Source organism: Ornithinimicrobium cavernae (assembly GCF_003121625.1).
In the GTDB taxonomy this organism is placed as follows: domain Bacteria; phylum Actinomycetota; class Actinomycetes; order Actinomycetales; family Dermatophilaceae; genus Ornithinicoccus; species Ornithinicoccus cavernae.
Map to the genome: position 1 here is coordinate 235,884 of NZ_QDDJ01000003.1, position 21,763 is coordinate 257,646.

The 21,763-nt window shown below is 72.4% G+C and carries 20 protein-coding genes; 16 read left to right on the forward strand and 4 right to left on the reverse strand.

All coding sequences use genetic code 11. The annotated features are described in order from the left end of the window. Window positions 1-26: 26 nt before the first annotated feature. The 14 genes from DA085_RS04420 (at window position 27) to pstB (ending at window position 15,254) form a co-directional block, all read left to right on the forward strand. Entirely contained in the window at window positions 27-560 is a 534-nt protein-coding gene (locus DA085_RS04420; RefSeq protein ID WP_109471720.1) for a SigE family RNA polymerase sigma factor, read from the forward strand. Beyond that, a complete protein-coding gene (locus DA085_RS04425; RefSeq protein WP_109471721.1) occupies window positions 560-1,594 on the forward strand; it encodes a hypothetical protein in 1,035 nt (344 codons plus the stop codon). Before DA085_RS04420 ends, DA085_RS04425 begins: the two co-directional genes overlap by 1 nt. Before the next feature lie 12 nt (window positions 1,595-1,606). After that, window positions 1,607-2,668, forward strand: coding sequence for a hypothetical protein (locus DA085_RS04430; protein ID WP_109471722.1), 1,062 nt, complete (start codon window positions 1,607-1,609; stop codon window positions 2,666-2,668). 26 nt (window positions 2,669-2,694) lie between these two features. Beyond that, on the forward strand, window positions 2,695-5,109 hold the full coding sequence (treY, locus tag DA085_RS04435; protein ID WP_109471723.1) for a malto-oligosyltrehalose synthase: 2,415 nt from the start codon (window positions 2,695-2,697) through the stop codon (window positions 5,107-5,109). Between the two features lie 4 nt (window positions 5,110-5,113). Beyond that, the gene (locus tag DA085_RS04440) at window positions 5,114-5,599 is read left to right on the forward strand and encodes a hemerythrin domain-containing protein (protein ID WP_109471724.1); all 486 of its coding nucleotides are present in this window, start codon (window positions 5,114-5,116) and stop codon (window positions 5,597-5,599) included. A gap of 65 nt (window positions 5,600-5,664) precedes the next feature. Continuing rightward, the gene (gene treZ / locus DA085_RS04445; protein WP_237565307.1) at window positions 5,665-7,506 is read left to right on the forward strand and encodes a malto-oligosyltrehalose trehalohydrolase; all 1,842 of its coding nucleotides are present in this window, start codon (window positions 5,665-5,667) and stop codon (window positions 7,504-7,506) included. Next, window positions 7,503-8,162, forward strand: coding sequence for a hypothetical protein (locus DA085_RS20865; RefSeq protein WP_154402095.1), 660 nt, complete (start codon window positions 7,503-7,505; stop codon window positions 8,160-8,162). The genes treZ and DA085_RS20865 overlap by 4 nt, the downstream gene beginning before the upstream one ends. Window positions 8,163-8,207: 45 nt before the next feature. Then, window positions 8,208-8,888: a TIGR03086 family metal-binding protein gene (locus tag DA085_RS04455; RefSeq protein ID WP_109471725.1), complete on the forward strand. Its 681-nt coding sequence runs from the start codon at window positions 8,208-8,210 to the stop codon at window positions 8,886-8,888. Window positions 8,889-9,200: 312 nt separating this feature from the next. Further along, entirely contained in the window at window positions 9,201-9,809 is a 609-nt protein-coding gene (locus tag DA085_RS04460; protein ID WP_161958411.1) for a DUF47 domain-containing protein, read from the forward strand. A 2-nt stretch (window positions 9,810-9,811) separates the two neighbouring features. Continuing rightward, window positions 9,812-10,804 carry an inorganic phosphate transporter gene (locus DA085_RS04465; RefSeq protein WP_109471727.1) on the forward strand — a complete coding sequence of 331 codons (993 nt, stop codon included), beginning with the start codon at window positions 9,812-9,814 and terminating at the stop codon, window positions 10,802-10,804. 202 nt (window positions 10,805-11,006) lie between these two features. Then, window positions 11,007-12,212: a phosphate ABC transporter substrate-binding protein PstS gene (gene pstS, locus DA085_RS04470; RefSeq protein ID WP_237565308.1), complete on the forward strand. Its 1,206-nt coding sequence runs from the start codon at window positions 11,007-11,009 to the stop codon at window positions 12,210-12,212. A gap of 162 nt (window positions 12,213-12,374) precedes the next feature. Then, complete coding sequence (pstC, locus tag DA085_RS04475; RefSeq protein ID WP_419866500.1) at window positions 12,375-13,304, forward strand: phosphate ABC transporter permease subunit PstC; 930 nt, start codon at window positions 12,375-12,377, stop codon at window positions 13,302-13,304. Continuing rightward, entirely contained in the window at window positions 13,304-14,452 is a 1,149-nt protein-coding gene (gene pstA / locus DA085_RS04480; RefSeq protein ID WP_109471729.1) for a phosphate ABC transporter permease PstA, read from the forward strand. Before pstC ends, pstA begins: the two co-directional genes overlap by 1 nt. A gap of 22 nt (window positions 14,453-14,474) precedes the next feature. Beyond that, window positions 14,475-15,254, forward strand: coding sequence for a phosphate ABC transporter ATP-binding protein PstB (gene pstB / locus DA085_RS04485; RefSeq protein ID WP_109471730.1), 780 nt, complete (start codon window positions 14,475-14,477; stop codon window positions 15,252-15,254). A 78-nt stretch (window positions 15,255-15,332) separates the two neighbouring features. Here pstB and DA085_RS04490 read toward each other — a convergent pair whose 3' ends face one another. From DA085_RS04490 to DA085_RS04505, 4 genes are read right to left on the reverse strand one after another with little or no spacing between them, the layout of a single operon-like run. Further along, the gene (locus tag DA085_RS04490) at window positions 15,333-16,292 is read right to left on the reverse strand and encodes an NUDIX hydrolase (protein WP_237565309.1); all 960 of its coding nucleotides are present in this window, start codon (window positions 16,290-16,292) and stop codon (window positions 15,333-15,335) included. 14 nt (window positions 16,293-16,306) lie between these two features. Then, window positions 16,307-18,538: an RNA degradosome polyphosphate kinase gene (locus tag DA085_RS04495; RefSeq protein ID WP_109471731.1), complete on the reverse strand. Its 2,232-nt coding sequence runs from the start codon at window positions 18,536-18,538 to the stop codon at window positions 16,307-16,309. Window positions 18,539-18,568: 30 nt separating this feature from the next. Then, window positions 18,569-19,513 (reverse strand): mycothiol synthase, encoded by a 945-nt coding sequence (mshD, locus tag DA085_RS04500; RefSeq protein ID WP_109471732.1) that lies wholly within the window; start codon window positions 19,511-19,513, stop codon window positions 18,569-18,571. Between the two features lie 4 nt (window positions 19,514-19,517). Continuing rightward, on the reverse strand, window positions 19,518-20,243 hold the full coding sequence (locus DA085_RS04505) for a winged helix-turn-helix transcriptional regulator (protein WP_109471733.1): 726 nt from the start codon (window positions 20,241-20,243) through the stop codon (window positions 19,518-19,520). Between the two features lie 114 nt (window positions 20,244-20,357). Between DA085_RS04505 and DA085_RS04510 the strand changes: the two genes are divergently transcribed. Further along, window positions 20,358-21,137 (forward strand): hypothetical protein, encoded by a 780-nt coding sequence (locus DA085_RS04510; RefSeq protein WP_154402097.1) that lies wholly within the window; start codon window positions 20,358-20,360, stop codon window positions 21,135-21,137. Between the two features lie 106 nt (window positions 21,138-21,243). Next, complete coding sequence (locus DA085_RS04515) at window positions 21,244-21,741, forward strand: heme-binding beta-barrel domain-containing protein (protein WP_109471833.1); 498 nt, start codon at window positions 21,244-21,246, stop codon at window positions 21,739-21,741. Window positions 21,742-21,763: the final 22 nt, after the last annotated feature.

Below are 21,763 nucleotides of genomic sequence, written 5' to 3' on the forward strand. Positions count from 1 at the left end.
GCGGTTGTGAGAAACAGGAGACCAGGATGAGGCTCTTCGGCCGCTCGGCCGAGCAGGGCGAGATCGAGGCCTATGTCGAGGGCGCGATGCCCCGTCTGGTGGGGCTCGCCTACGCCATGACCGGCGCGAAGGCCGACGCGGAGGACCTCGTCCAGGACACCCTGGCGACCGTGATCACCAAGTGGTCCCGGATCTCCGAGGCCGAGAACGTCGACGCCTACGTGCGGCGCACCATGGTCAACACCCTGATCTCCAAGAAGCGCCGCAGGTGGACCACGGAGGTCGTCTCCCACGAGGCGGTCACCGCGGACCGGGCACAGCCCGTCGGGGCGGGTGTCGCGCAACAGGTCACCGAGCGGGATGCCGTGCTCGCCCTGTTGCGCGAGCTGCCGGACCGGCAGCGGGCCGTCATGGCGCTGCGCTACTACGAGGACCTCCCGGACGCGCAGATCGCCCGGGCTCTCGACTGCTCCGAACAGGCCGTGCGCAGCGCGGCCCATAACGCGATGAAGACACTCCGCCGGCTGTTGCCGGCCCGGGAATGGCAGGGGATCGGCTGATGGCCTCTCAGCAGGGGAACCGACGGGACGACGACCTCTCCAGGGCGTTGCGGGGTGCGGTGGGCAGCGCAGAGTTCGACTATGCGGCCCTCGTGACCGGTGCGCACCAGCGCGCCGGACGGATCCGGCGCCGGCGCGCGATCGCGACGGGGGCCGCTGTGGCCGTCCTCGGCCCGGCGCTCGTCGGGGGAGCGGCCCTGGTGCTGCCCGAGATCCTGCCCGACGGAGGCTCGGGCAGCGCCCTGACACCCGCAGGGTCGAGCGACGCCTCCGGGCAGACCTCCGCCGCACCGACCGACACGGCCGCCGCTACCCAGGCGCCGCCCACGGATGAGGCGGCGTCCACGGTCGACCCGGTGCCCACCGACGACGCCGCGGTCCCCACGGACGAGGCCGCACCGACCGACGACGCCGCCGTGACCACCGCCCCGACGGCGGGCGAGGCGCCCTGGCAGGAGTCCGCACCCCCCATGCCGGAGGGGGGAGCCCAGCCCGACAACGAGGACTTCCCGAACGCGTGGCAGATCCCGGACGCGCGGCCGACCGGCGTCGACGCGCTGGACGGGCTCGGTGCCCCACAGCTGGTCATGAACTATCCGCGGGTGGCCCCGGTGATGGGCCTGATGACGTGCGACCCGGGTCGCGCCGGTGGCGTCGAGCCCCTCGCCGGCCAGCACTTCAGCCACTATGCAGACGACCAGGCCGGTCTGATCATCGACATCACCGTCACCGGCTGGGAGGACAGCCCGGCCGCCCGGGACGGCCTGGTCCAGGACGCCTACACGCTCTGTACCTGGGACTCCGGCGTGGCCGAGGCCCAGCCGTTCCCGGGGCACGAGAGCGACGAGGACTACCTGGTGTTCGCACCGGAGGGCTCCGAGCTGACCGCCGCGGTCGTCCGGCAGGGTGACTACCTGATCGCGGTCACCGTGCGGGACGCCTCGGAGGGAGCCGCGACGCAGATCGCCGCCGAGATCGCAGGGAAGTCGGCCGACAACCTCGAGGCCCTCGACCCGGTCCACGGCCGCGACTGAGCGGGGACGACGATGAGCCCTGGCATCCTCGGTCGTTCTCCCGAGGGCGACGAGGCGCGGTTCAGCCGGCAGCTGTGCCGAACCGTCGGGGACGTGGAGTTCGACTATGCCGCCCTGGTGCACGGCGTGCACCGGCGGGTCGGGCAGATTCGGCGGCGCCGGGCGATCGCGACCGGAGCGACGGTCGCCGTGCTCGGTCCCGCGCTGGTCGGTGGCTCGGCCCTGGTGCTCCCGGGCCTGCTCCCGAGCGGGATCGGCCCCGGGACGCCCGAGACCACTCTGGCGGCCGCGCCCACCGAGGAGGCGGCTGACCGGCGGCCTGAGCCCACGGCGTCGACGACCGACCCGGCCGCGGGATCGACGGTCGATCCCACCACGACGTCGGCGGTCGATCCGACCGCATCGACCCCGGAGACCGAGACCGAGACCGAGGGGCGGAGCGGTGAGGAGCTGTCCGGAGGGGAGCCCACCGACCCGCCATGGCAGGAGGCGGCCCCGCCCCTGCCCGAGGGCGGTCTGCAGCCCGGCGACTCCGGCAACGCCTGGGAGATACCGGATGCCCGCCCGACCGGTGTGGCCGCTCTGGACGAGTTCGGCGCCCCCCAGCTGGGCAGCAACTACCGTCGCACCGTGCCCGTGTCGGGGCCCATGGTGTGCAACGGCGCCGGGCCGGGGTCGGGACCCGGTGTCGAGCCGCTGGCGGGCCAGGAGTGGATGTACTACCACGAGGGCGGGAGCTGGGCTCCGGGAACCGTGACCATCCAGGTCACCGGCTGGGAGGACAGCGTGTGGGCGCGTGACGCCCTGCGGGACGCCACCATGACCTACTGCGTCCGGGACGCGGACGGCGACTGGGAGCGGCTCACCTGGGCCGGCCGAGACGGAGACGACGACTACCTGCTCTACCGGGCCACGTCCGCGGGGGTCGACTACCGCTTCGCGGTGGTCCGCCGCGGCGACTACCTGGTCGGCGTCACCGTCACCGGCACCACCGGCGCCGACGTCGCCGCCGAGGTCGCCAGCAGGACGGCCGACAACCTCGAGGCGCTGGATCCCGTCCACGGCCGCGGCTGACACCGCCGGCTGACAGACTCGGGGACGTGAGGCCACTCGACGTCACCGCGACCTACCGGCTGCAGCTGCACGCCGGGTTCACCTTCGACGACGCCCGCCGGGTGGTCCCCTACCTGGCGGGTCTGGGCGTCTCCCACGTCTACCTCTCCCCGGTGCTCACGGCCGTGCCCGGGTCGGCGCACGGCTACGACGTCCTGAACCACGCCACCGTCAACGAGGAGCTCGGTGGCCGCGCCGGGTTGGAGCGGCTCGCGGCCACGTGCCACGACGCCGGCCTCGGCGTGGTCGTCGACATCGTCCCGAACCACATGGCCCTCACGGCGCCGGAGTGGGCCAACGCGCAGGTCTGGCAGGTGCTGCGGGAGGGCCGCCGGGCGGCCTCGGCGCACTGGTTCGACGTGGACTGGGCGGCCCTCGACGACCGTCTCGGGCTGCCGTTCCTCGGCGCCCCGCTCGCCGACGTGCTGGCGGCGGGTGAGCTGGTCCTGGACACCGGCCGCGCCGACGAGGGCCCGGCGGCCGGACAGCTCGTCCTGCGTTACCACGAGCACGTGTTCCCCGTGGCCGAGGGCACGGCGACGGAGTATGCCGAGGCGCCGGCCAGCGCGGACGTCGCCGCGATCCTCGATCGGCAGCACTACCTCCTGGCCGACTGGCGCGAGGCGGAGACGACACTGAACTACCGCCGCTTCTTCGAGGTCGACTCCCTGATCGGCGTGCGCGTCGAGGAGAGCGACGTCTTCGAGCAGACGCACCGGCTGCTGCTCGACCTGCACCACGGCGGGGTCATCGACGGGTTCCGCATCGACCACCCGGACGGGCTGGCCGATCCGGAGGACTACCTGCGCCGGCTGACCCGCCAGTGCCTGGCCGGGACGCCGATCTGGGTGGAGAAGATCCTGGAGGGTCCCGAGCGGCTGCCGGACGCCTGGGAGTGCGCCGGGACCACGGGCTACGACGCCCAGGCGGCACTGCAGACGGCGCTCGTGCCGGCAGCGACGGCAGAGACGGTCGACCGGGCGTGGGCCGAGGTCGGTGGGGAGCCGTCCCTCGAGCCGGTCGTCGAGGCCGCCAAGCGCGCGGCGGTCGACACCCTGCTCACGCCCGAGACGCGCCGGCTGCTGCGCAGGGCGCGCACGGTGCTGCCGGACCGTGGGCCCGAGGCCCTGCAGGAGGCGCTGCGCGAGCTGCTGGTCGCCGTCGACGTCTACCGGGCCTATGTCCGACCCGGCCACGACACCGACCCCACGTCGGCCACGCGGCTGCACGAGGCGGTCGAACGGGCCGCCGGGAGGAGCCGGCACCCGGACACCGTGCGCGCCCTCGGTGAGGTGCTGCTCGCACCGGAGGCCTCCCACGACCCGGCCGCCGCCCGGGACCTGGCGGTCCGGTTCCAGCAGGTCACCGGACCCGTCATGGCCAAGGGGATCGAGGACACCGCGTTCTACCGCTGGCACCGGCTGGTCGCGCTCAACGAGGTCGGGGCAGACCCCGCGGCCGCTCCCGGGGTGGAGCAGCTGCTCGCGTGGGCGGAGCACCAGGCGGCCCGCTGGCCCGGAAGCATGACCACGCTGTCCACCCACGACACCAAGCGCAGCGAGGACGTCCGCGCCCGGCTGCTGGCCGTGGCGGCCGACCCCGCTGCGTGGCTGGCCTGCACCGAGGCGTTCGCCGCGGCCGCGGCCGGGCACGGTGTCGACGGGCCGACCGCGCACCTGGTCTGGCAGACGGTCCTGGGCGCCGCAGGGCCCACCGGGACGCCGCTCGAGCTCACCGCCGACCGTCTCGAGGCCTACCTGGTCAAGGCGCTCCGCGAGGGCAAGGAGCACACCAGCTGGGTCGCGGTCGAGCAGGACTACGAGGACCGCGTGCTCGGCCTGGCGCGGGCGGCGCTCGCGCCGGGTGAGCTGCGGTCCGTGATCGACGAGGCAGTGGCCGCCAACCGGGCCAGGGTGCGTGCCGTCACCCTCGCCCAGACGCTCGTGCAGCTCACCCTGCCCGGAGTCCCGGACACCTACCAGGGGGTCGAGCTGGTGGACCTGTCGCTCGTCGACCCGGACAACCGGCGCCCGGTCGACTTCGCCGACCGGGCCCAGCGGTTGGCCCGGCTCGACGCGGGCGCCGCGCCGCGGGACCTCTCGGACGAGAAGCTCCTGGTCACGGCGGCGACGCTGCGCCTGCGGCGGGAGCGGCGCGGGTCCTTCGCGGGTGGGTTCACCCCGCTGCCTGCGGGCGAGGACGTCCTCTGCTACCTGCGCGGTGACGACGTCGTGGTGCTCGCCCCCCGGGCTCCCGACGCCGACGGGCAGGTGCCCCCGACCGCGCTCGCCCTGCCGCCCGGCGCCTGGACCGACCGGCTGACGGGGGCCCGGCACGAGGGCACGGTCTCCACGGACACCCTCCTGGCGGATCTGCCCGTAGCGCTCCTCGCCCGGGAGTAGGACGATGGAGTCCGGCACCGAGGAGGCTTCGATGGGCGGCACGGACGACTTCGCGACCTACCTGGAGCAGGTGCGCGCCCACCGCGCGGAGCTGCGTGACGCGGTGCGCCGTGTCGAGGACGCGCTGGCCTCGCCGATCGCTCGCGGCTCGGGCTGGCGCACCCGGGTCGCCGTGGCGCTGGCGCAGCTGTCCCGGGACTTCGAGGACCACATCAGTCTCACCGAGCGCCCCGGCGGTCTCTACGACAGTGCCGGGTCGGCGGCCCCCCGTCTCGCCGCGGCGGCCAGGCGGCTGGTGGCTGAGCACGTCGGGCTGCGCGACGCCATCGAGGGCTGTCTGGTGGCCTACACGGACGGACCCGACGACGCCGACCTGCAGGCCCTGCGGGAGTCCGCGACGCAGCTGATCGGCCAGCTCGTGCGGCACCGGCAGCGCGGGGGAGACCTGGTCTACGAGGCCTACACCGTCGACCTCGGCGGGCAGGGTTGACACCACTCGGCTGACACCCCGCACGTCTGGTCGCGCGCCGGCCGCGAGATGGCAGGATCGGTGGGGTGACGCAGGAGAGTCAGCCGCCCCGGCAGTATGCCGTGTGGGCACCCGGGGCACGCACGGTCGAGGTGGTCGTCGGTCACTCCGACCGGGCGCACGGTGACCCGGCCGTTGACCGCCACCGGGCGCGTCCGATGGTGCCTGGGGGCCGGCCCGGCTGGTGGGTGGCCCCGATCGAACCGGGCGACGACGGCCGCTACGCCTTCCGTCTCGACGGTGGTGACCCCCGTCCCGACCCGCGCTCGCTGTCCCAGCCCGACGGGGTCCACGGCCCGTCCGCCCTCGTCGACCGCACGGCATACGACTGGGGTGATGCGGGCTGGGCCGGCGCCGGACTGGAGGGCGCCGTCCTCTACGAGCTCCACATCGGGACCTTCACGCCTCAGGGCACGCTCGCGGCCGCCACCGCCCGCCTGGACCACCTCGTGGCCCTCGGCGTGACGATGATCTCCCTCATGCCGGTCGCCGCCTTCCCGGGACGGCACGGCTGGGGTTATGACGGGGTCGCCCTGTTCGCCGTGCACGAGCCCTACGGCGGCGCCCGCGGCCTGCAGGAGTTCGTCGATGCCTGCCACCGGCGCGGGCTGGCGGTGTGCCTCGACGTCGTCTACAACCACCTGGGCCCCAGTGGCAACTACCTCGGGCAGTTCGGGCCCTATTTCACGGATCGGCACCACACACCGTGGGGTGACGCGGTCAACCTGGACGGCCCGGGCAGTGACGAGGTGCGCCGGTTCCTGCTCGACAACGTGCGGATGTGGCTGGAGGACTTCCACCTCGACGGGCTGCGCCTGGACGCCGTCCACGCGCTCCACGACCAGCGGGCCGAGCACCTCCTGGAGTCGGTGGCCGTGGTCGCCGACGAGGTCGCCGAGCGCACCGGCCGGCCACGGAGCCTGATCGCCGAGTCCGACCGCAACGACCCGGCCACGGTGAGCCCGCGCGGGCCCGGCGGTGCCGGAGGCCTCGGGCTGACCGGTCAGTGGGCCGACGACATCCACCACGCCCTCCACGTGGCGCTGACGGGCGAGACCCAGGGCTACTACGGCGACTTCGCCGACCCCGGCGCGCTGGGCAAGGTGCTGACGCGCACGCCCTTCTTCCACGACGGCACCTACTCGAGCTTCCGCGGCCGGAGCCACGGACGGCCCGTCGACCTGGCCACCACTCCGCCGTGGCGGTTCGTCGCCTCCCTGCAGACGCACGACCAGGTCGGCAACCGCGCGACCGGTGACCGCCTGTGCCACGGCCTCACGCCCGGTCAGTCGGCGATCGGTGCGGCGCTGCTGCTCACCGCGCCCTACACGCCGATGCTGTTCATGGGTGAGGAGTGGGGCGCCGGCACGCCCTGGCAGTTCTTCACCGACCACTCCGAGCCGGAGCTCGTGGAGGGGATCCGCACCGGTCGGGCACGCGAGTTCGCCGAGCACGGCTGGTCCGCGACCGTCCCGGACCCCCAGGACGAGAGGACCGTCGCCGCCTCGCGCCTGGACTGGGCGGAGCCGGCGGTCGAGCCGCACGCGTCGCTGCTCGAGTGGCACCGCACGCTCCTGCGTCTCCGCCGGGAGCTCCCCGACCTGCTGGCGACACCGCTGACCGACGGGCACCTGGCCCGGTCCGGCGACGTGCTGGTCCTCACCCGTGGGGCGGTGCACGTGGTGGCCAACCTCGCCGACACCGACGCCAGGGTGGCGGCACCGGCAGAGCCGCGCACACGGCATACGGCAGCGGAGTTTGGTGGTGTGCGGGTCGAGGGGGACGTGGTGCACCTGCCCGGTCACTCGGTCGTGGTGCTGGCCGACGGGTGGGCCCCGTCGCGCGCCGCACGTACGGTGGAGGCATGAGGTTCCACAAGCCTGTGCCGGTGCCGCCGGAGTCGATCGACGCCACCACGGCGGGACCCGACCAGCTCGAGGTCGCCGAGATGGCGCACCGGACCGCCGCCGTCCTGGTGGACCGGGGCCGCGCCAGCGAGGACCCCGAGATCCGCGCGCGCCTGGTCGACCTGCCCCGGACCGTCGGGCTCGCCACCCTCGCGGAGGTGTGGTCCGCCCGGCCCGCGAGGACCCTGCCGGGCGCGCTGTGGCGCCTCTACGCCCTGCACGAGTGGGTGCACCGCTCCCCCGACCTCGTGGCACGGGCCTTCAGCGCCGGGGCGGGGCACGCAGAGGTCTACCGGGTGATCTCCGGCGTGGTCGAGCCGCCGCGGCCGGAGGACCTGCGGGACCTCACCCACCAGATCCTCACCGGCGTCTTCGACGGTGACCTGGACGTCGCCCTGGAGCGGGCGGCGGCCTTCTGCCACGTGACGGCGACCGGCCTCGCCGTGCTGCACGGGGACCAGGCCGCGGAGGAGTCCCACCACATGCCGGGCGTGCCCGACCAGGAGCAGGCGGGGGAGCACCGGCCGGAGGAGCTGCGGCGCGCCGCCAGGCTCCAGGAGACCGCTGCCGACCTGCAGGCCTGCGCACGACTCTGGCTCCGCGGCGACCTGCACTGAGCCACGACCCGATGAGTTCGCCGGGCCCCACGGGTCGGTATCCCCATGACCGCTCCTGACCAGCCCGGCCGCGAAGAGCACAGCGCCCACCAGCAGGACCCCGGCGGGAACGAACCCGACGGGACCTCGCTGCGCGATCTCGGACCCGCCGCGGCAGCGGTGTCCGACGTCGTCCGCGGGGTCCGGGACGACCAGCTGGCCGCCCCCACCCCGTGTCCGCGCTACGCCGTCGGCGACGTCCTGCAGCATCTCGACGGCCTGGCCGAGGCGTTCGCGATGGCGGCGCGCAAGGAGACCTCACCCGACGGGCCCGGCCCCTCGGGCGACGCCGCCCTGCTGCCGGCGGACTGGCGGGAGCGGATCCCGCAGCGTCTGACCGCCCTCGCCGAGGCCTGGCGGGACCCGTCGGCCTGGACGGGCCCCACCGCCGCGGGTGGGGTGGAGCTCGACGGGGCGACAGCAGGTCTGGTCGCGCTCGACGAGCTGGTCGTCCACGGCTGGGACCTCGCCCGGGGCACCGGGCAGGACTACGCCCCCGATGAGGCCAGCATCGCGGGTGCCCGCGCCTTCGTGGCACTCTTCTCGGGCCCGGGCACCGAGGACATGCGCGGCGACGCCTTCGGCCCCGAGCTCGCGGCACCCGAGGGCGCCACGCCGCTGGAGGAGCTGCTCGCCATGACCGGCCGCGACCCCCGCGCGCCGCTGCCCGGGGCCGCACCACGCTGACCTGCTGTTCTGCCGCCCCGTCCACACCGCGGGAACAGGATCCGGACCCGAGCGGTTAGCCTTGAGCGTGTGCCGGGCCGCGGCAGCCCCGGGCTCCAACATTCGCCGCTACGAGCGGCCACGCGCCGAGAGGCGCTCCCGGCCCGGCACATCACCTCACGTGAACGCACGCGGCTGCGGCCACATGACGCGGACGTGTCCCTGCGGCGAACCGAAGGTTTCGGATCCCTCTCGTGGCTTGCGTACCATGTGCGAAGCGGCGACGCCCCGTCGCGCTGTCGAGAAACCGGGAGCAGACGCGTGCGCCTTCGTGTGACCCCTAGAACCGCGCCCTTCACGGCCGCGTTCGCCGGGCTTGCCGCCGAGGTCCACCAGGGGACCCTCGTGCTGCGCGACACCCTCGGGGTCACCACGGTCGCCCGGGGACCGGAGCTGGACCGGGTGCGCGCCCTGCTGCGCGAGGCCGAGCAGGCCCGCGGTCAGATCGTCGCCATGGCTCGCGAGTCGTTCATCACCCCGTTCGACCGGGGGGACATCCACCAGCTCGCCGTGGCCCTCTCCGACGTCCTGGTCCACCTGGAGCGTGCCGTCGACGCCGGCATCAGATACCGCCTCGACGACGCCCCCGACAGCGCCGCGACCCTGATCGACACGCTGGTGCGGATGGCGGAGCTGACGGCCGAGACGATGCCCGAGCTGCACGACCTCGGGGCGGTCGTGGGCTACCCCGCCGAGATGCGGCGCCTCGGGATGCGCGCGGACCAGACCCGGCGGGACATGCTGTCGGACACCCTCTCCGGTCGCAGCGAGCCGCTGCGCGCCGTGCGGGTGACCCTCGTCATCGAGGAGGTGGCCCTCGCGGTCCGTGGCCTCGAGCGGGCCGCCACCGTCGTCGAGGGCATCGTCATCAAGGAGTCCTGAGGGTGGACTGGCTGCCGGCCGCCCTGGTCATCGGGCTGGCTCTCACGTTTGCCTTCACCAACGGCTTCCACGACGCGGCCAACTCCGTGGCGACGGCGATCTCGACCCGGGCGCTCAGCCCCCGCATCGCCATCGCGATGGCGGCCGGCCTCAACCTCGTGGGCGCCTTCCTGGGCGAGGGGATCGCCCGCACCATCGGCGAGGACATCATCGTGCCGCCCAGCGGCGCCGAGGGGCTGGTGCTGATCGCCTCCGCCCTGCTCGGCGCCATCGCCTGGAACGTGCTCACCTGGTGGTGGGGGATGCCGTCCTCCTCCACGCACGCCCTCATCGGCGGCCTGGCCGGCGCGTCGCTGGCCGCCGGGTCGACCGTCCTGTGGGACGGCATCTGGAGTGACGTGGTCCTCCCCATGCTGGTGTCACCGCTCGCCGGGCTGGTCGTCGCCTACCTCGCGATGCGCGTGCTGATCCGGGTGATCGGTCGCACCCGGCGGCAGCACGTCGGCCGCGACGTGCGCCGCGCCCAGGTCGCCTCCGCCGGTGCCATGGCGCTGGGGCACGGGCTGCAGGACGCCGCCAAGACGATGGGGGTGGTGATCCTGGTCCTGGCGGTCAGCGGTCACGGGGGCGAGGACAGCCTGCCCTGGCAGGCGATGGCCGCCTCGGCCCTGGCGCTCGCCGCCGGGACGTATGCGGGGGGCTGGCGGATCGTCCGGACCCTCGGTCGTCGGATCATCACGCCGGCACCGGAGCCGGCCCAGGGCATGGTTGCGGAGGCCTCGGCTGCCGGGATCCTCTACCTGGCCGCGGTCCTGCACGCACCGGTCTCCACGACGCACACGATCACCGCGTCCATCCTGGGGACGGGGCTCACCGGGCGGCGCTCGGCGCTGCGGTGGGACGTGGTCGGTCGGATCGTGACGACCTGGGTGCTCACCTTTCCGGCTGCGGCCGGTCTCAGCGCGCTCCTCTGTGTCGTCCTCGGCGCCCTGTGACCTGCCTCATCGTGAGCGATCCCACACCCGATGTGTTGCGGATTCAAATGTCGTTCACGTCCTGTTCACCCAGCACGCCCGCCCGGGTCACGTCCTCTCCCTAACCTTCGGCGAGGTTGGCAACGCCGCCAGCACGCCAGACTGCGCAGGAGCTGCAGGTCCGCGTGCCACCTGACACCCTCAGAGCAAGAGAGGCAACACCGTGAAGCTGAACCGCTTTGGTTCCACCGTCGCGATTGCGATGGCCGCATCCCTGGTCCTGACCGCCTGTGGCGGCAACGAGGAGGGCGACGACACCACCTCCGAGGAGACCTCGGCGGAGGAGACCACCGACGAGGGCGCCGACGGCGGCGAGGCCACCGACGCACCCGCTGAGGGCGGCGGCGAGACCGAGGAGCCGGCCGCTGGCGGCGCCTACACCCCGGCCGAGGGCCTGTCCGGTGACCTCATCGGTGCCGGTGCCTCCTCGCAGGAGTCCGCGGTGACCGCCTGGATCGCGGGCTACCTCGAGGTCCAGCCCGACGTGAGCGTCGGCTACACCGCCGTGGGCTCCGGTGCGGGCCGCGAGCAGTTCCTGGCCGGCGCCACCGACTACGCGGGTTCGGACGCCTACCTCGACGAGGAGGAGCAGGCCACCGCCGCGGAGGTCTGTGGACCCGAGGGCGCGATCAACCTGCCGCTGTACATCTCCCCGGTCGCCGTTCCCTACAACCTGCCCGGTGTCGACGGTCTCCAGCTGTCCCCGACCACCCTGGCCGGCATCTTCAACCAGGACATCACCACCTGGAACGACGAGGCCATCGCCGCGGACAACCCGGACGCCGACCTCCCGGACACCCCGATCACCGTGGTCAACCGTTCGGACGAGTCCGGCACCACCGAGAACTTCATGGAGTACCTGAGCGCGGCCGCTCCCGACGCGTGGACCCACGAGGCGGGCGACGCGTGGCCGGTCCCCGGCGGTGAGGCTGCCGCGCAGACCTCCGGTGTCATGCAGGTCGTCAACTCCACCGAGGGCTCCATCGGCTACGCCGACGCCTCCGCCGTGACCGGCCAGTCGGCCGCCATCGGTGTGGGTGACGAGTTCGTCGCCTTCTCCCCGGAGGCCGCGGCCAAGGTCGTGGACGCGTCCGAGCCAGCCGACACCGGTGTGGAGGGTGACCTCGCCCTCGACCTGGCGCGTGACACCACCGAGTCCGGCGCCTACCCGATCGTCCTGGTCTCCTACCACATCGCCTGCAAGCACTACGACGACGCCAACCGGGCGGACCTGGTCAAGGACTACCTGGGCTACGTCGCCTCGCCCGAGGGCCAGCAGGTCGCCGCGGACGCCGCGGGCTCGGCTCCCATCTCGGACGAGATGCGCGCGCAGGTCATGGAGTCCATCAGCATGATCCAGGGCGGCTGAGCCACACCCTGATAGCAGTACTGTGTCGACGGTCGTCCGGTGTTGTCTGGACGGCCGTCGGCATACTGCGTCTGAGAGCAGAACATCCCACACACGTCCCCTGAAGGAAGACCCATGACACCTCCAGCTGACCCGGGGCAGGCCCCGGAGGAGGGCTCGGTCGTGACCCGGGCCACCTCGTCGGCGCACAAGCCCGTCCGCAGACCGGGGGACGTCGTCTTCAGCAGCCTCTCCCTCGGTTCGGGCATCCTGATCCTGCTGATCCTGGCGCTCGTCGCCGTCTTCCTCATCTGGCAGGGCATGCCGGCGCTGACCGCCGAGCGGGAGGAGATCAGCGGGGGTGAGGGCTTCTTCAGCTACGTCTGGCCCCTGGTGTTCGGCACGGTCGTGGCCTCTCTCATCGCGATGGTGCTCGCCACGCCCGTCGCGGTCGGCATCGCGCTGTTCGTCTCGCACTACGCCCCGCGGCGGGTCGGGAACGCCATCGGCTTCGTCATCGACCTGCTGGCTGCCGTTCCCTCGGTGGTCTTCGGTATGTGGGGCATGGCGGTCTTCGCCAAGCAGCTGGTGCCCCTCTACGACTGGCTGTCCCAGAACCTCGCCTTCATCCCGATCTTCGACGGCCGCTCCGCCACGGGACGCACGCTGCTGACCGCCGCCGTCGTGCTGGCCGTGATGATCCTGCCGATCATCACCTCCGTGTCCCGCGAGGTCTTCCTGCAGACGCCCCGTCTCCATGAGGAGGCCGCGCTGGCTCTCGGAGCCACCAAGTGGGAGATGATCCGGACCGCGGTCCTGCCGTTCGGGGCGCCCGGTGTCATCGGTGGCGTCATGCTCGGCCTCGGCCGCGCTCTCGGCGAGACGATGGCCGTGGCCATCATCCTCTCGCCCGGAGTGTTCACCTGGGTGCTCACCGCCAGCGGCAACAACACGATCCCGGCCGAGATCGCCCTCAACTTCCCGGAGGCCGCGGGCCTGCGCCTGTCCGAGCTGATCGCCGCGGGTCTCGTGCTGTTCGTCCTCACCCTCGCTGTCAACCTCTTCGCACGGTGGATCGTGGAGAAGCGGTCCGAGTTCTCGGGAGCCAACTGATGAGCACGCCCACCCGGTCGCCGGAGAGCGACATCCACCACTCCCGGATGGACGACCTGTCGGGGATCGTTCCCTCACCGGTGCGTCCGACGTCCGACCGGCCGCTGCTGCTGATCGGCCTCGGGGCCGTCGCCGTGTGGCTCGTGCTCTGGCAGGTCGTCGGGTTGCACATGGTGGTCGGCCTGGTCGTCGGCTACCTGGCCTTCCTGCTGGTCTCCTACCTCTACTACCGCGCGGCCGGTGGGCAGCGCGTCGGTCTGGACATCGTCGTCCGTTGGCTGGTCTACGCCGCCTTCGTCTGTGCGGTCGTGCCGCTGATCTCCATGCTGTGGACGGTCATCGGGCAGGGTCTGCCGCTGGCGTTCGAGTGGTTCTTCATCAGCACCGACATGAAGGGCATCACCGGGACCCACGACCAGGCCTACGCTGCCGGTGAGGGCCCCCTCGTCGGCGGAGCGGGCCACGCCATCATCGGCACGCTCATCGTGACCGGCCTGGCGACCGTCATCTCGGTGCCGATCGGCATGTTCACCGCGATCTACCTCGTGGAGTACGGCGGCAAGAACGCGCTCGCCCGTGGCATCCGCTTCCTGGTCGACGTGATGACCGGTATCCCCTCCATCGTGGCTGGTCTGTTCGCCTTCGCCCTGTTCACCCAGATCTTCGGTATCCGTGACGCCAAGATGGGGCTGGCCGGTGCCGTCGCGCTGTCGGTCCTCATGATCCCCACCGTGGTGCGCAACAGTGAGGAGATGCTGCGGATCGTCCCCAACGAGCTGCGCGAGGCGAGCCTGGCTCTCGGCGTGCCCAAGTGGCGCACGATCGCCAAGGTGGTCCTGCCGACGGCGGCGTCAGGGCTGGCCTCCGGCATCACGCTGGCGATCGCCCGCGTCATTGGTGAGACCGCCCCACTGCTCGTCGCGATCGGCTTCGCCCGGGAGTTCAACTGGAACTTCCTCGAGGGGCCGATGAACACCCTGGCGGTCTACACCTACTGGATGTTCACCAAGCCGCTCAGCCCGGCGGTCATCGAGCCCAGCCAGGAGCGGGCCTGGGCAGCGGCGCTGCTCCTCGTCATCCTCGTGGTGGCGCTCAACCTGCTCGCCCGCTTCATCGCCAAGATCTTCGCGCCGAAGTCCGGCCGCTGACCAATCCCAGGAGAGACCCCAGATGTCCAAGCGAATCGACGTCAACAACCTCAACATCTTCTACGGCGACTTCCATGCGGTCAAGGACGTCAGCATGGTGATCGAGCCCAAGTCGGTCACGGCGTTCATCGGCCCGTCCGGGTGTGGCAAGTCGACCTTCATCCGCACCCTCAACCGCATGCACGAGGTGATCCCGGGCGCCCGCGTCGAGGGAGAGGTCAGCATCGACGGCCAGAACCTCTACGGCCGGGGAGTCGACCCGGTCGACGTGCGTCGCCAGGTCGGCATGGTCTTCCAGCGGCCCAACCCGTTCCCCACGATGTCCATCCGGGACAACGTGCTGGCCGGGGTGCGCCTCAACAGCAAGCGCATGTCCCGCAAGGCGGCCGACGAGCTGTGCGAGCAGTCGCTGCGCGGCGCGAACCTGTGGAACGAGGTCAAGGACCGTCTGGACAAGCCCGGGTCGGGGCTGTCCGGTGGGCAGCAGCAGCGGCTGTGCATCGCCCGCGCGATCGCCGTCCAGCCCGAGGTGCTGCTGATGGACGAGCCCTGCTCGGCCCTCGACCCGATCTCGACGCTGGCGATCGAGGACCTGATCAACGAGCTCAAGTCCGACTACACCGTCGTGATCGTGACGCACAACATGCAGCAGGCGGCACGTGTCTCCGACCGGACCGGCTTCTTCAACCTGGAGGCCACGGGTCAGCCGGGTCAGCTGGTCGAGTTCGACGACACCCAGAAGATCTTCAACAACCCGACCAAGAAGGCGACCGAGGACTACATCTCCGGACGCTTCGGCTGATCGGCACGCCCGCCGGCGCGTCCGGTGGGGTGCTTACTCGCGAGTCGGTGCGCTCGGTCGGGTAGGGGGCGCTCCGGGTCAGGCGGGCGGGCGGTGCCGCTCGACGTCCACGACCCTGGCCTGCGGGCCGGTCCCGGCCACCTGGAGCGCGAGCACCTCGCCCTTGTCCAGGCCGTTGCGGGCCAACCTCGTGAGCATCCGCTGGCCGTGACCGGCCGGGGTCTGACGCGCCAGCACGTCCAGGAGGTCGGGGATCACCGGCCGGTGCGTGCACACGATCGTCGACTCCCCGCGCTCCAGCACCCGGCGCAGGTGCTTGACCGCCTTGCCCGGTGTCGCGGCGTGCCCCTCCTCCGAGAGGCTCTTGCGCTCGGTCAGCCCCAGCCCGGCCTGCTCCGCGTAGGGGCGCAGCGTGTCCGCGCACCGCACGGAGGGTGAGGTGAGCAGGTGGGCGGGACGGTAGGCGGCCAGCAGCGGGATGATCCGTGCCGACCGGCGCTGCCCGACAGGGGTGAGGGGCCGGTCCGCGTCTTGCCCGGTCCACGAGCCGCGACCGACGGAGTGCGCGTGCCGGACCACGAGCAGTGGCCAGGTGTCGAGGAGGCCGGCGGCGTGCGCCTCGTCGGCGGCGTCCAGCTGCTCCCGGTCACGCCGGTAGGTCAACCGCTCCCGTGCCTCGGCGGCGGCCAGCCACGTGACCTCGTCGATCTCGTGCTCCAGGGCACCGTTGCCGCCGCACACGGTGGCCGCCCAGTAGCGCACCTGCTTGAGCTGAGGCCGGCCGTCCCGGGTGCCCAGGCCGTACCACGAGGACGGCAGCGGTGGGCCCAGACTGACCTGCAGGCCGGTCTCCTCGAGGGTCTCGCGGACCGCTGCCGCGACCCACTCCTCACCGCGCTCGAGCTTGCCCTTGGGCCAGGACCAGTCGTCATAGCGGGGACGGTGGACGAGGGCGAACTGGAGCTCGCCGTCCTGGACCCTCCAGGGGAGGACGCCGGCGGCGCGCACGAGCACGGCACGTTCGGTCTGGGTCGCCACGTCTCAGGTGCCCGTCAGCGGCGGCGACCCGGCCGGCGCCGGGCGCCGTAGGTGGCGATCAGCTCGGCGTGGAGGTCCGACAGTGGGGAGCCCTCGGCGGAGAAGTGGTGGCGGCGCCACTGGCCGTCGGAACCCAGGTGCCAGCTGGCGATCTCATCCGACATGCCGCGATCGAGCAGGGCTCCGAGGGTCTTGAGCTGGTCCCGGTCGCTGATGGGCACCAGTGCCTCGACCCTCCGGTCCAGGTTCCGGTGCATCATGTCGGCCGAGCCGAGGTAGATCCGGGCGTTCTTGCCGGTGCCGAAGGCGAAGATCCGGGAGTGCTCGAGGAACCGGCCCAGGATGGAGCGGACCCGCACCGTCTCCGAGAGACCGGGGACGCCGGGTCGCAGCGCGCTGATCCCACGCACCCAGACGTCGACGGACGCGCCGCTGATGGAGGCGCGGTAGAGGGCGTCGATGATGGCCTCGTCGACGATCGAGTTGAGCTTGAGCCGGATGCGGCCCTCGGCGCCCTTGGCGCCCTCCTCGTCGATGAGACCGATCAGGCCGGAGCGGACCGACCGGGGGGCGACGAGCAGCCGCTTGAACTTCGACTTGGGCGCCATCCCGGACAGCTGGTTGAACAGCCGCGTGATGTCCTCGCCGACGGTCTCGTCGCAGGTGAGCAGGCCGAGGTCCTCATAGAGGCGTGCCGTCTTGGGGTTGTAGTTGCCGGTGCCGACGTGGCAGTAGCGGCGCAGGGCCCCGTCCTCCTCACGGACGACCAGACAGAGCTTGGCGTGGGTCTTGAGCCCCACCATGCCGTAGACGACGTGGACGCCGGCGTGCTCGAGCTTGCGCGCCCACGTGATGTTGTTCTCCTCGTCGAACCGGGCCTTGATCTCGACCACGGCCAGCACCTGCTTGCCCGAGGCCGCCGCATCGATCAGGGCGTCGATGATCGGGCTGTCGCCGCTGGTGCGATAGAGCGTCTGCTTGATCGCCAGCACCTGCGGGTCGTTGGCCGCCTGCTCGATGAAGGCCTGCACCGAGGTCGAGAACGAGTCGTAGGGGTGGTGCAGCAGCACGTCGCCGGCCCGCATGGCCGCGAGGATGTCTGCCGGGGCGGAGCGTTCGACCGGGGCGAGCGTGGGGTGCGTCGCCGGCACGAAGTTGGGGTAGCTCAGCTCGGTGCGGTCGAGGTCGGCCACCGTGTTCAGGGCGGTGAGGTCCAGGGGGGAGGGCAGCCGGTACACCTCGGCACGGTGCACGCGCAGCTCACGGGTCAGCAGGTCCAGGACGTGGTCGTCCATGTCCTCCTCGACCTCCAGCCGCACCGGCGGGCCGAACCGGCGCCGCGTGAGCTCCTTCTCCAGGGCGGTGAGGAGGTTCTCTGCGTCGTCCTCCTCGACCTCCAGGTCCTCGTTGCGGGTGACCCGGAAGGTGTAGGTCTCGTGCACCTCCATGCCCGGGAAGAGGTACTCCAGGTGCGCGGCGATGACCTCCTCGAGCAGCACGTAGCGGGTGGCGTAGAGCTCGTTGTCACCGGGCAGCTCGATGAACCGCGGCAGCAGGGGCGGCACCTTGACCCGGGCGAAGTGCTCGTGGCCGGTCTGCGGGTTGATCAGGATGACGGCGAGGTTGAGGGACAGCCCGCTGATGTAGGGGAACGGGTGCGCCGGGTCGACCGCGAGCGGCGTGAGGACCGGGTAGACGGTGCTGCGGAACATGCCCGCCAGGGTGGTCTGCTCCTCCTCGGTCAGCTCCTCCCACCGGACCAGGGTGATGCCCTCCTCGCGCAGCGCCGGGGCGACGACGTCCCGGAACAGCGCCGCGTGCCGCCCCATGAGCTCGTGGGCGCCCAGGGAGATCTCGTCCAGGACCTCCCGCGGCTCCAGGCCGGAGGCCGACCGGGTCGCGATGCCGGTGGCGATGCGGCGCTTCAGCCCGGCGACCCGCACCATGAAGAACTCGTCCAGGTTGCTGGCGAAGATCGCCAGGAAGCGGGCGCGCTCCAGGAGCGGCACGTCCTGGTCCCCGGCCAGCTGCAGCACCCGTTCGTTGAACTGCAGCCAGGAGATCTCGCGGTCCAGGAACCGGTCGTCGGGCAGGGCTACCTCACCCGGGAGCTCGGCCGTGACCGGACCGGGCGTGCTGATGAACCGACCGTTCGCGGCCCGGGGTCGTTGCGCCCTGATGGTGGGCAGCGGCACGACCGAGGACGACTCCACGACGTCCGGCACGGCCCGGGGGTTGGAGGTCATGGGCACCAGTCTGCCACCACGGAAGGTGGGTCAGCCGACCTCTGGCGCAGCGGCATACATCACGTCGATCGCCGACCGTTCGAAGCCCAGCCGGTGGTAGGTCGCCAGGGCCGGGTCGTTGTCGCCCTCCACGTAGAGGGTGGCGCTGGCCAGGCCCCGGTTGCGCAGGTGGTGCAGCCCGATCAGGGTGGTCACGGTGCCGAGCCCGCGACCCTGGTAGGCCGGGTCGACACCCACGACATAGACCTCGCCGGACGCGGGGACGCTGTGTCCCGGCTCGGCCGGCTCGACCTTGGTCCAGTGGAAGGCCGCCAGGTCCTGATCGTGCTCGATGAGCAGGAAGCCGTGCGGGTCGAACCACGGCTCGGAGGTGCGCTCGCGCAGGTCGGCCAGGGTCATCCGGCCCTGCTCGGGGTGGTCGGCGAAGGCCCGCGCGTTGACGGCCAGCCAGCGCTCCTCGTCGCGCCCCAGCTCGAACGTGCGCACGGTGAAGCCCTCCGGCAGGGTGACCTCGGGGAGCTCGGACCACTCGCCGCGGAGGGGCCGGGTCATCTGCCAGAGGTCACGGACCGCCTCCAGCCCGAGGCTGCGGAACAGGGCCTTGGCGGCGGGGAGGTCGCCGTGGGCCCAGAAGCGGGTGTCCGGCCACCGTTCCAGCACGGCGCTGGCCAGGGCACGGCCGTGTCCGGCGTGGCGGTGGTCGGGGTCCACGACGATCTCCGCGGCGGGCGGCTCGGAGTGCTCCACGTGCGCGTAGGCGACGACGCCGGGGCGAGGGGAGTCGGGGTTCTCCTGCACGACCAGGTGCGTGGAGTGGCTCTCACCCGCGGGTGAGCCGGGCAGGCGTCGCACGTCGAGCACGGTCTGCTCGGACAGCGGGCGCACCCCGTCGTGGGTGGCGGCCCGCACCGCGAGCGCCAGCACGTCCGCGGACTGCGCGGGCTCCAGGTGATCGTCGGTCGACGTCGGCTGCATCTCGCTATTCCATCACGGCCGGGTCGGTGGGAGGGCGGGCCGCCCCGGAGAAGCGGTAGCCGACGTTGCGGATCGTGCTGATGAGCGACTCGCGCTCGGGCCCGAGCTTCGCGCGCAGGCGCCGGACGTGCACATCGACCGTCCGGGTGCCGCCGTAGTAGTCCGAGCCCCACACCTCGTGGAGCAGCTGCTCGCGCGTCATGACCCGGCCCGGGTGGCTGATGAGGAACTTCAGCAGCTCGAACTCCTTGAACGTGAGGTTGAGCGTCTCCCCTCCGGCACGGACGCTCCAGCTGGACTCGTCGACCACCACATCGGCCGCGCGGATGGGGGCGGCGGTCGGTGCGGTGTGGTCCGGCGTGTCCGAGCCGGGCGCGGGGCGGGTGACCGCCCGTGCGAGGCGGACCGCCAGCTCGGCGGGCCCGGAGGTCGAGAGCACGAAGTCGGTGATCGGCCACTGGTCGTCCAGGGCCGCCAGGGAGCCCTCCGTGAAGACCGCCACGACGGGGACTCCGAGCTGCATCGTGGCCAGGGTGCGCGCGGTCGTCCGGGCCTGGACCAGCGCACGCGTGGCGTCGAGGAGCACCAGGACGGGGGCCGGGTCGGCGAGCAGCAGCGCGGGGTCGAGGTCGAGGACGCGGACCCGGTGGGGGAGCAGCTCGACCGCGGGCAGCACGAGGGCCGCGGCGTCCGGGGCGCCACCGGGGGTCAGCAGTGCCAGCTCGGCCACGCGGTCAGGATAGACGCCGCAGCGGTGCGCCCCTCGCGCGCGGGCGCCGCGACGCGGGTGAGGCCCCGCGAGACACGCGGTCCGCAGCGGTGACGCAGGTGGCACCATGGGCCTGTGCCGAGTCGCCGTGCCCTCGTGCCGCCCTCCGTGGAGGTCGCGGCCATGGTGTGCTGTGCGTCGGCCCTGGTCTCCGTCTCGGCCCTGGCCAGTCCGGTGGTGCTGGCGCTCGCCCTGTGGATCGCCGGCTCGGTCCTGTCGTGGGGGTGGGCCGGCATGCTGGCCCTGCCCAGCCCCCGGGGCACGTCCCTGGTGCTGTATGCCGGGTCGCTGGCCCTCGTGGTCAGTGCGGTTGCCGACGCCGCACCACCGTGGCTGACCTGGGTGCCGGGCGCGCTCGCCGTGGCGATCACGGGTGCCTTCGTCCATCAGCTGCTGCGGGTGGACGGTCGCCCGAGGATCGTGGAGTCCATCAGCTCGGTCGCGCTGGGGCTCGGCCTGCTCACCTGCGGTGTGCTCCTCGTCCCGCTCGCGCAGACCCCGCAGGGGGCCGCGCTGGTCGTCGCCACGGTCACCGGGGCAGCGGCGAGTGCGCTCAGTGACACCCTGGGGCGCTGGCGTCCGCTCCGTCCCTGGCTCGTGCCGCTCGCGCTGGCGGCCGGTGGTGGTGCGGCGGTGCTGGTGGCCCTGCTCCTGGGCGAGCAGTGGAGCATCTTCCTGCTCGCGGGCGTGGTGGCCGGTGCCGTGAGCCACGCCCTGCGCAGCGTGCAGCAGCCGCTCCCGACGATGGCCCACCCCCGGCCACGGCTGGTCATGGCGGTCTGCTCCCTGTTGGTCACCGGGCCCATCGCCTACGCGGTGGCACTGGCCCTGCTGCCGGCGACCTCGCTCGCCTGACCTGCCTTCTCGGGTGGTCTCGCCCAGCTGCCGCACCGCTCGGAGCGGCTCCGCCCGAAGGGTCGCACGCGGCCGCCCGGCCGGGGCAGCACCTACGATGGGTGCCGTGGCTTTTGAACTGGACCCGAACATGCCCTCCGAGCTCGCCCCGCTGGCCTGGCTGATCGGCCGCTGGGAGGGGGCCGGCGTGGTCGGCTACCCGACGATCGAGTCGCAGAACTTCGGGCAGGAGCTGGTGGTCAGCCACGACGGCCGGCCGTTCCTGCGGTGGGAGTCGCAGACCTGGATCCTGGACGAGGCGGGCAACAAGGTGCGTCCGGGTGCCACCGAGCTCGGGTTCTGGCGGCCGCTGCCGGACGGTGAGGTCGAGCTCCTCCTGACCCACCCGACCGGCATCGTCGAGATGTACTTCGGCAGCACGAGCCCGGCCAAGATCGAGGTGCGCACCGACAGCGTCGTGCGCAGCCCGCACGCCAAGGAGTACACCGCGGCACACCGGCTCTACGGGTTGGTGAACTCCAACCTCATGTGGGTGATGGACATGGCCGCCGTGGGCCAGCCGCTGACCAGCCACGTGTCCGCAGAGCTCAAGCGCGTCGCCTGAGCCGTCCGGCCGCCGGCACCAC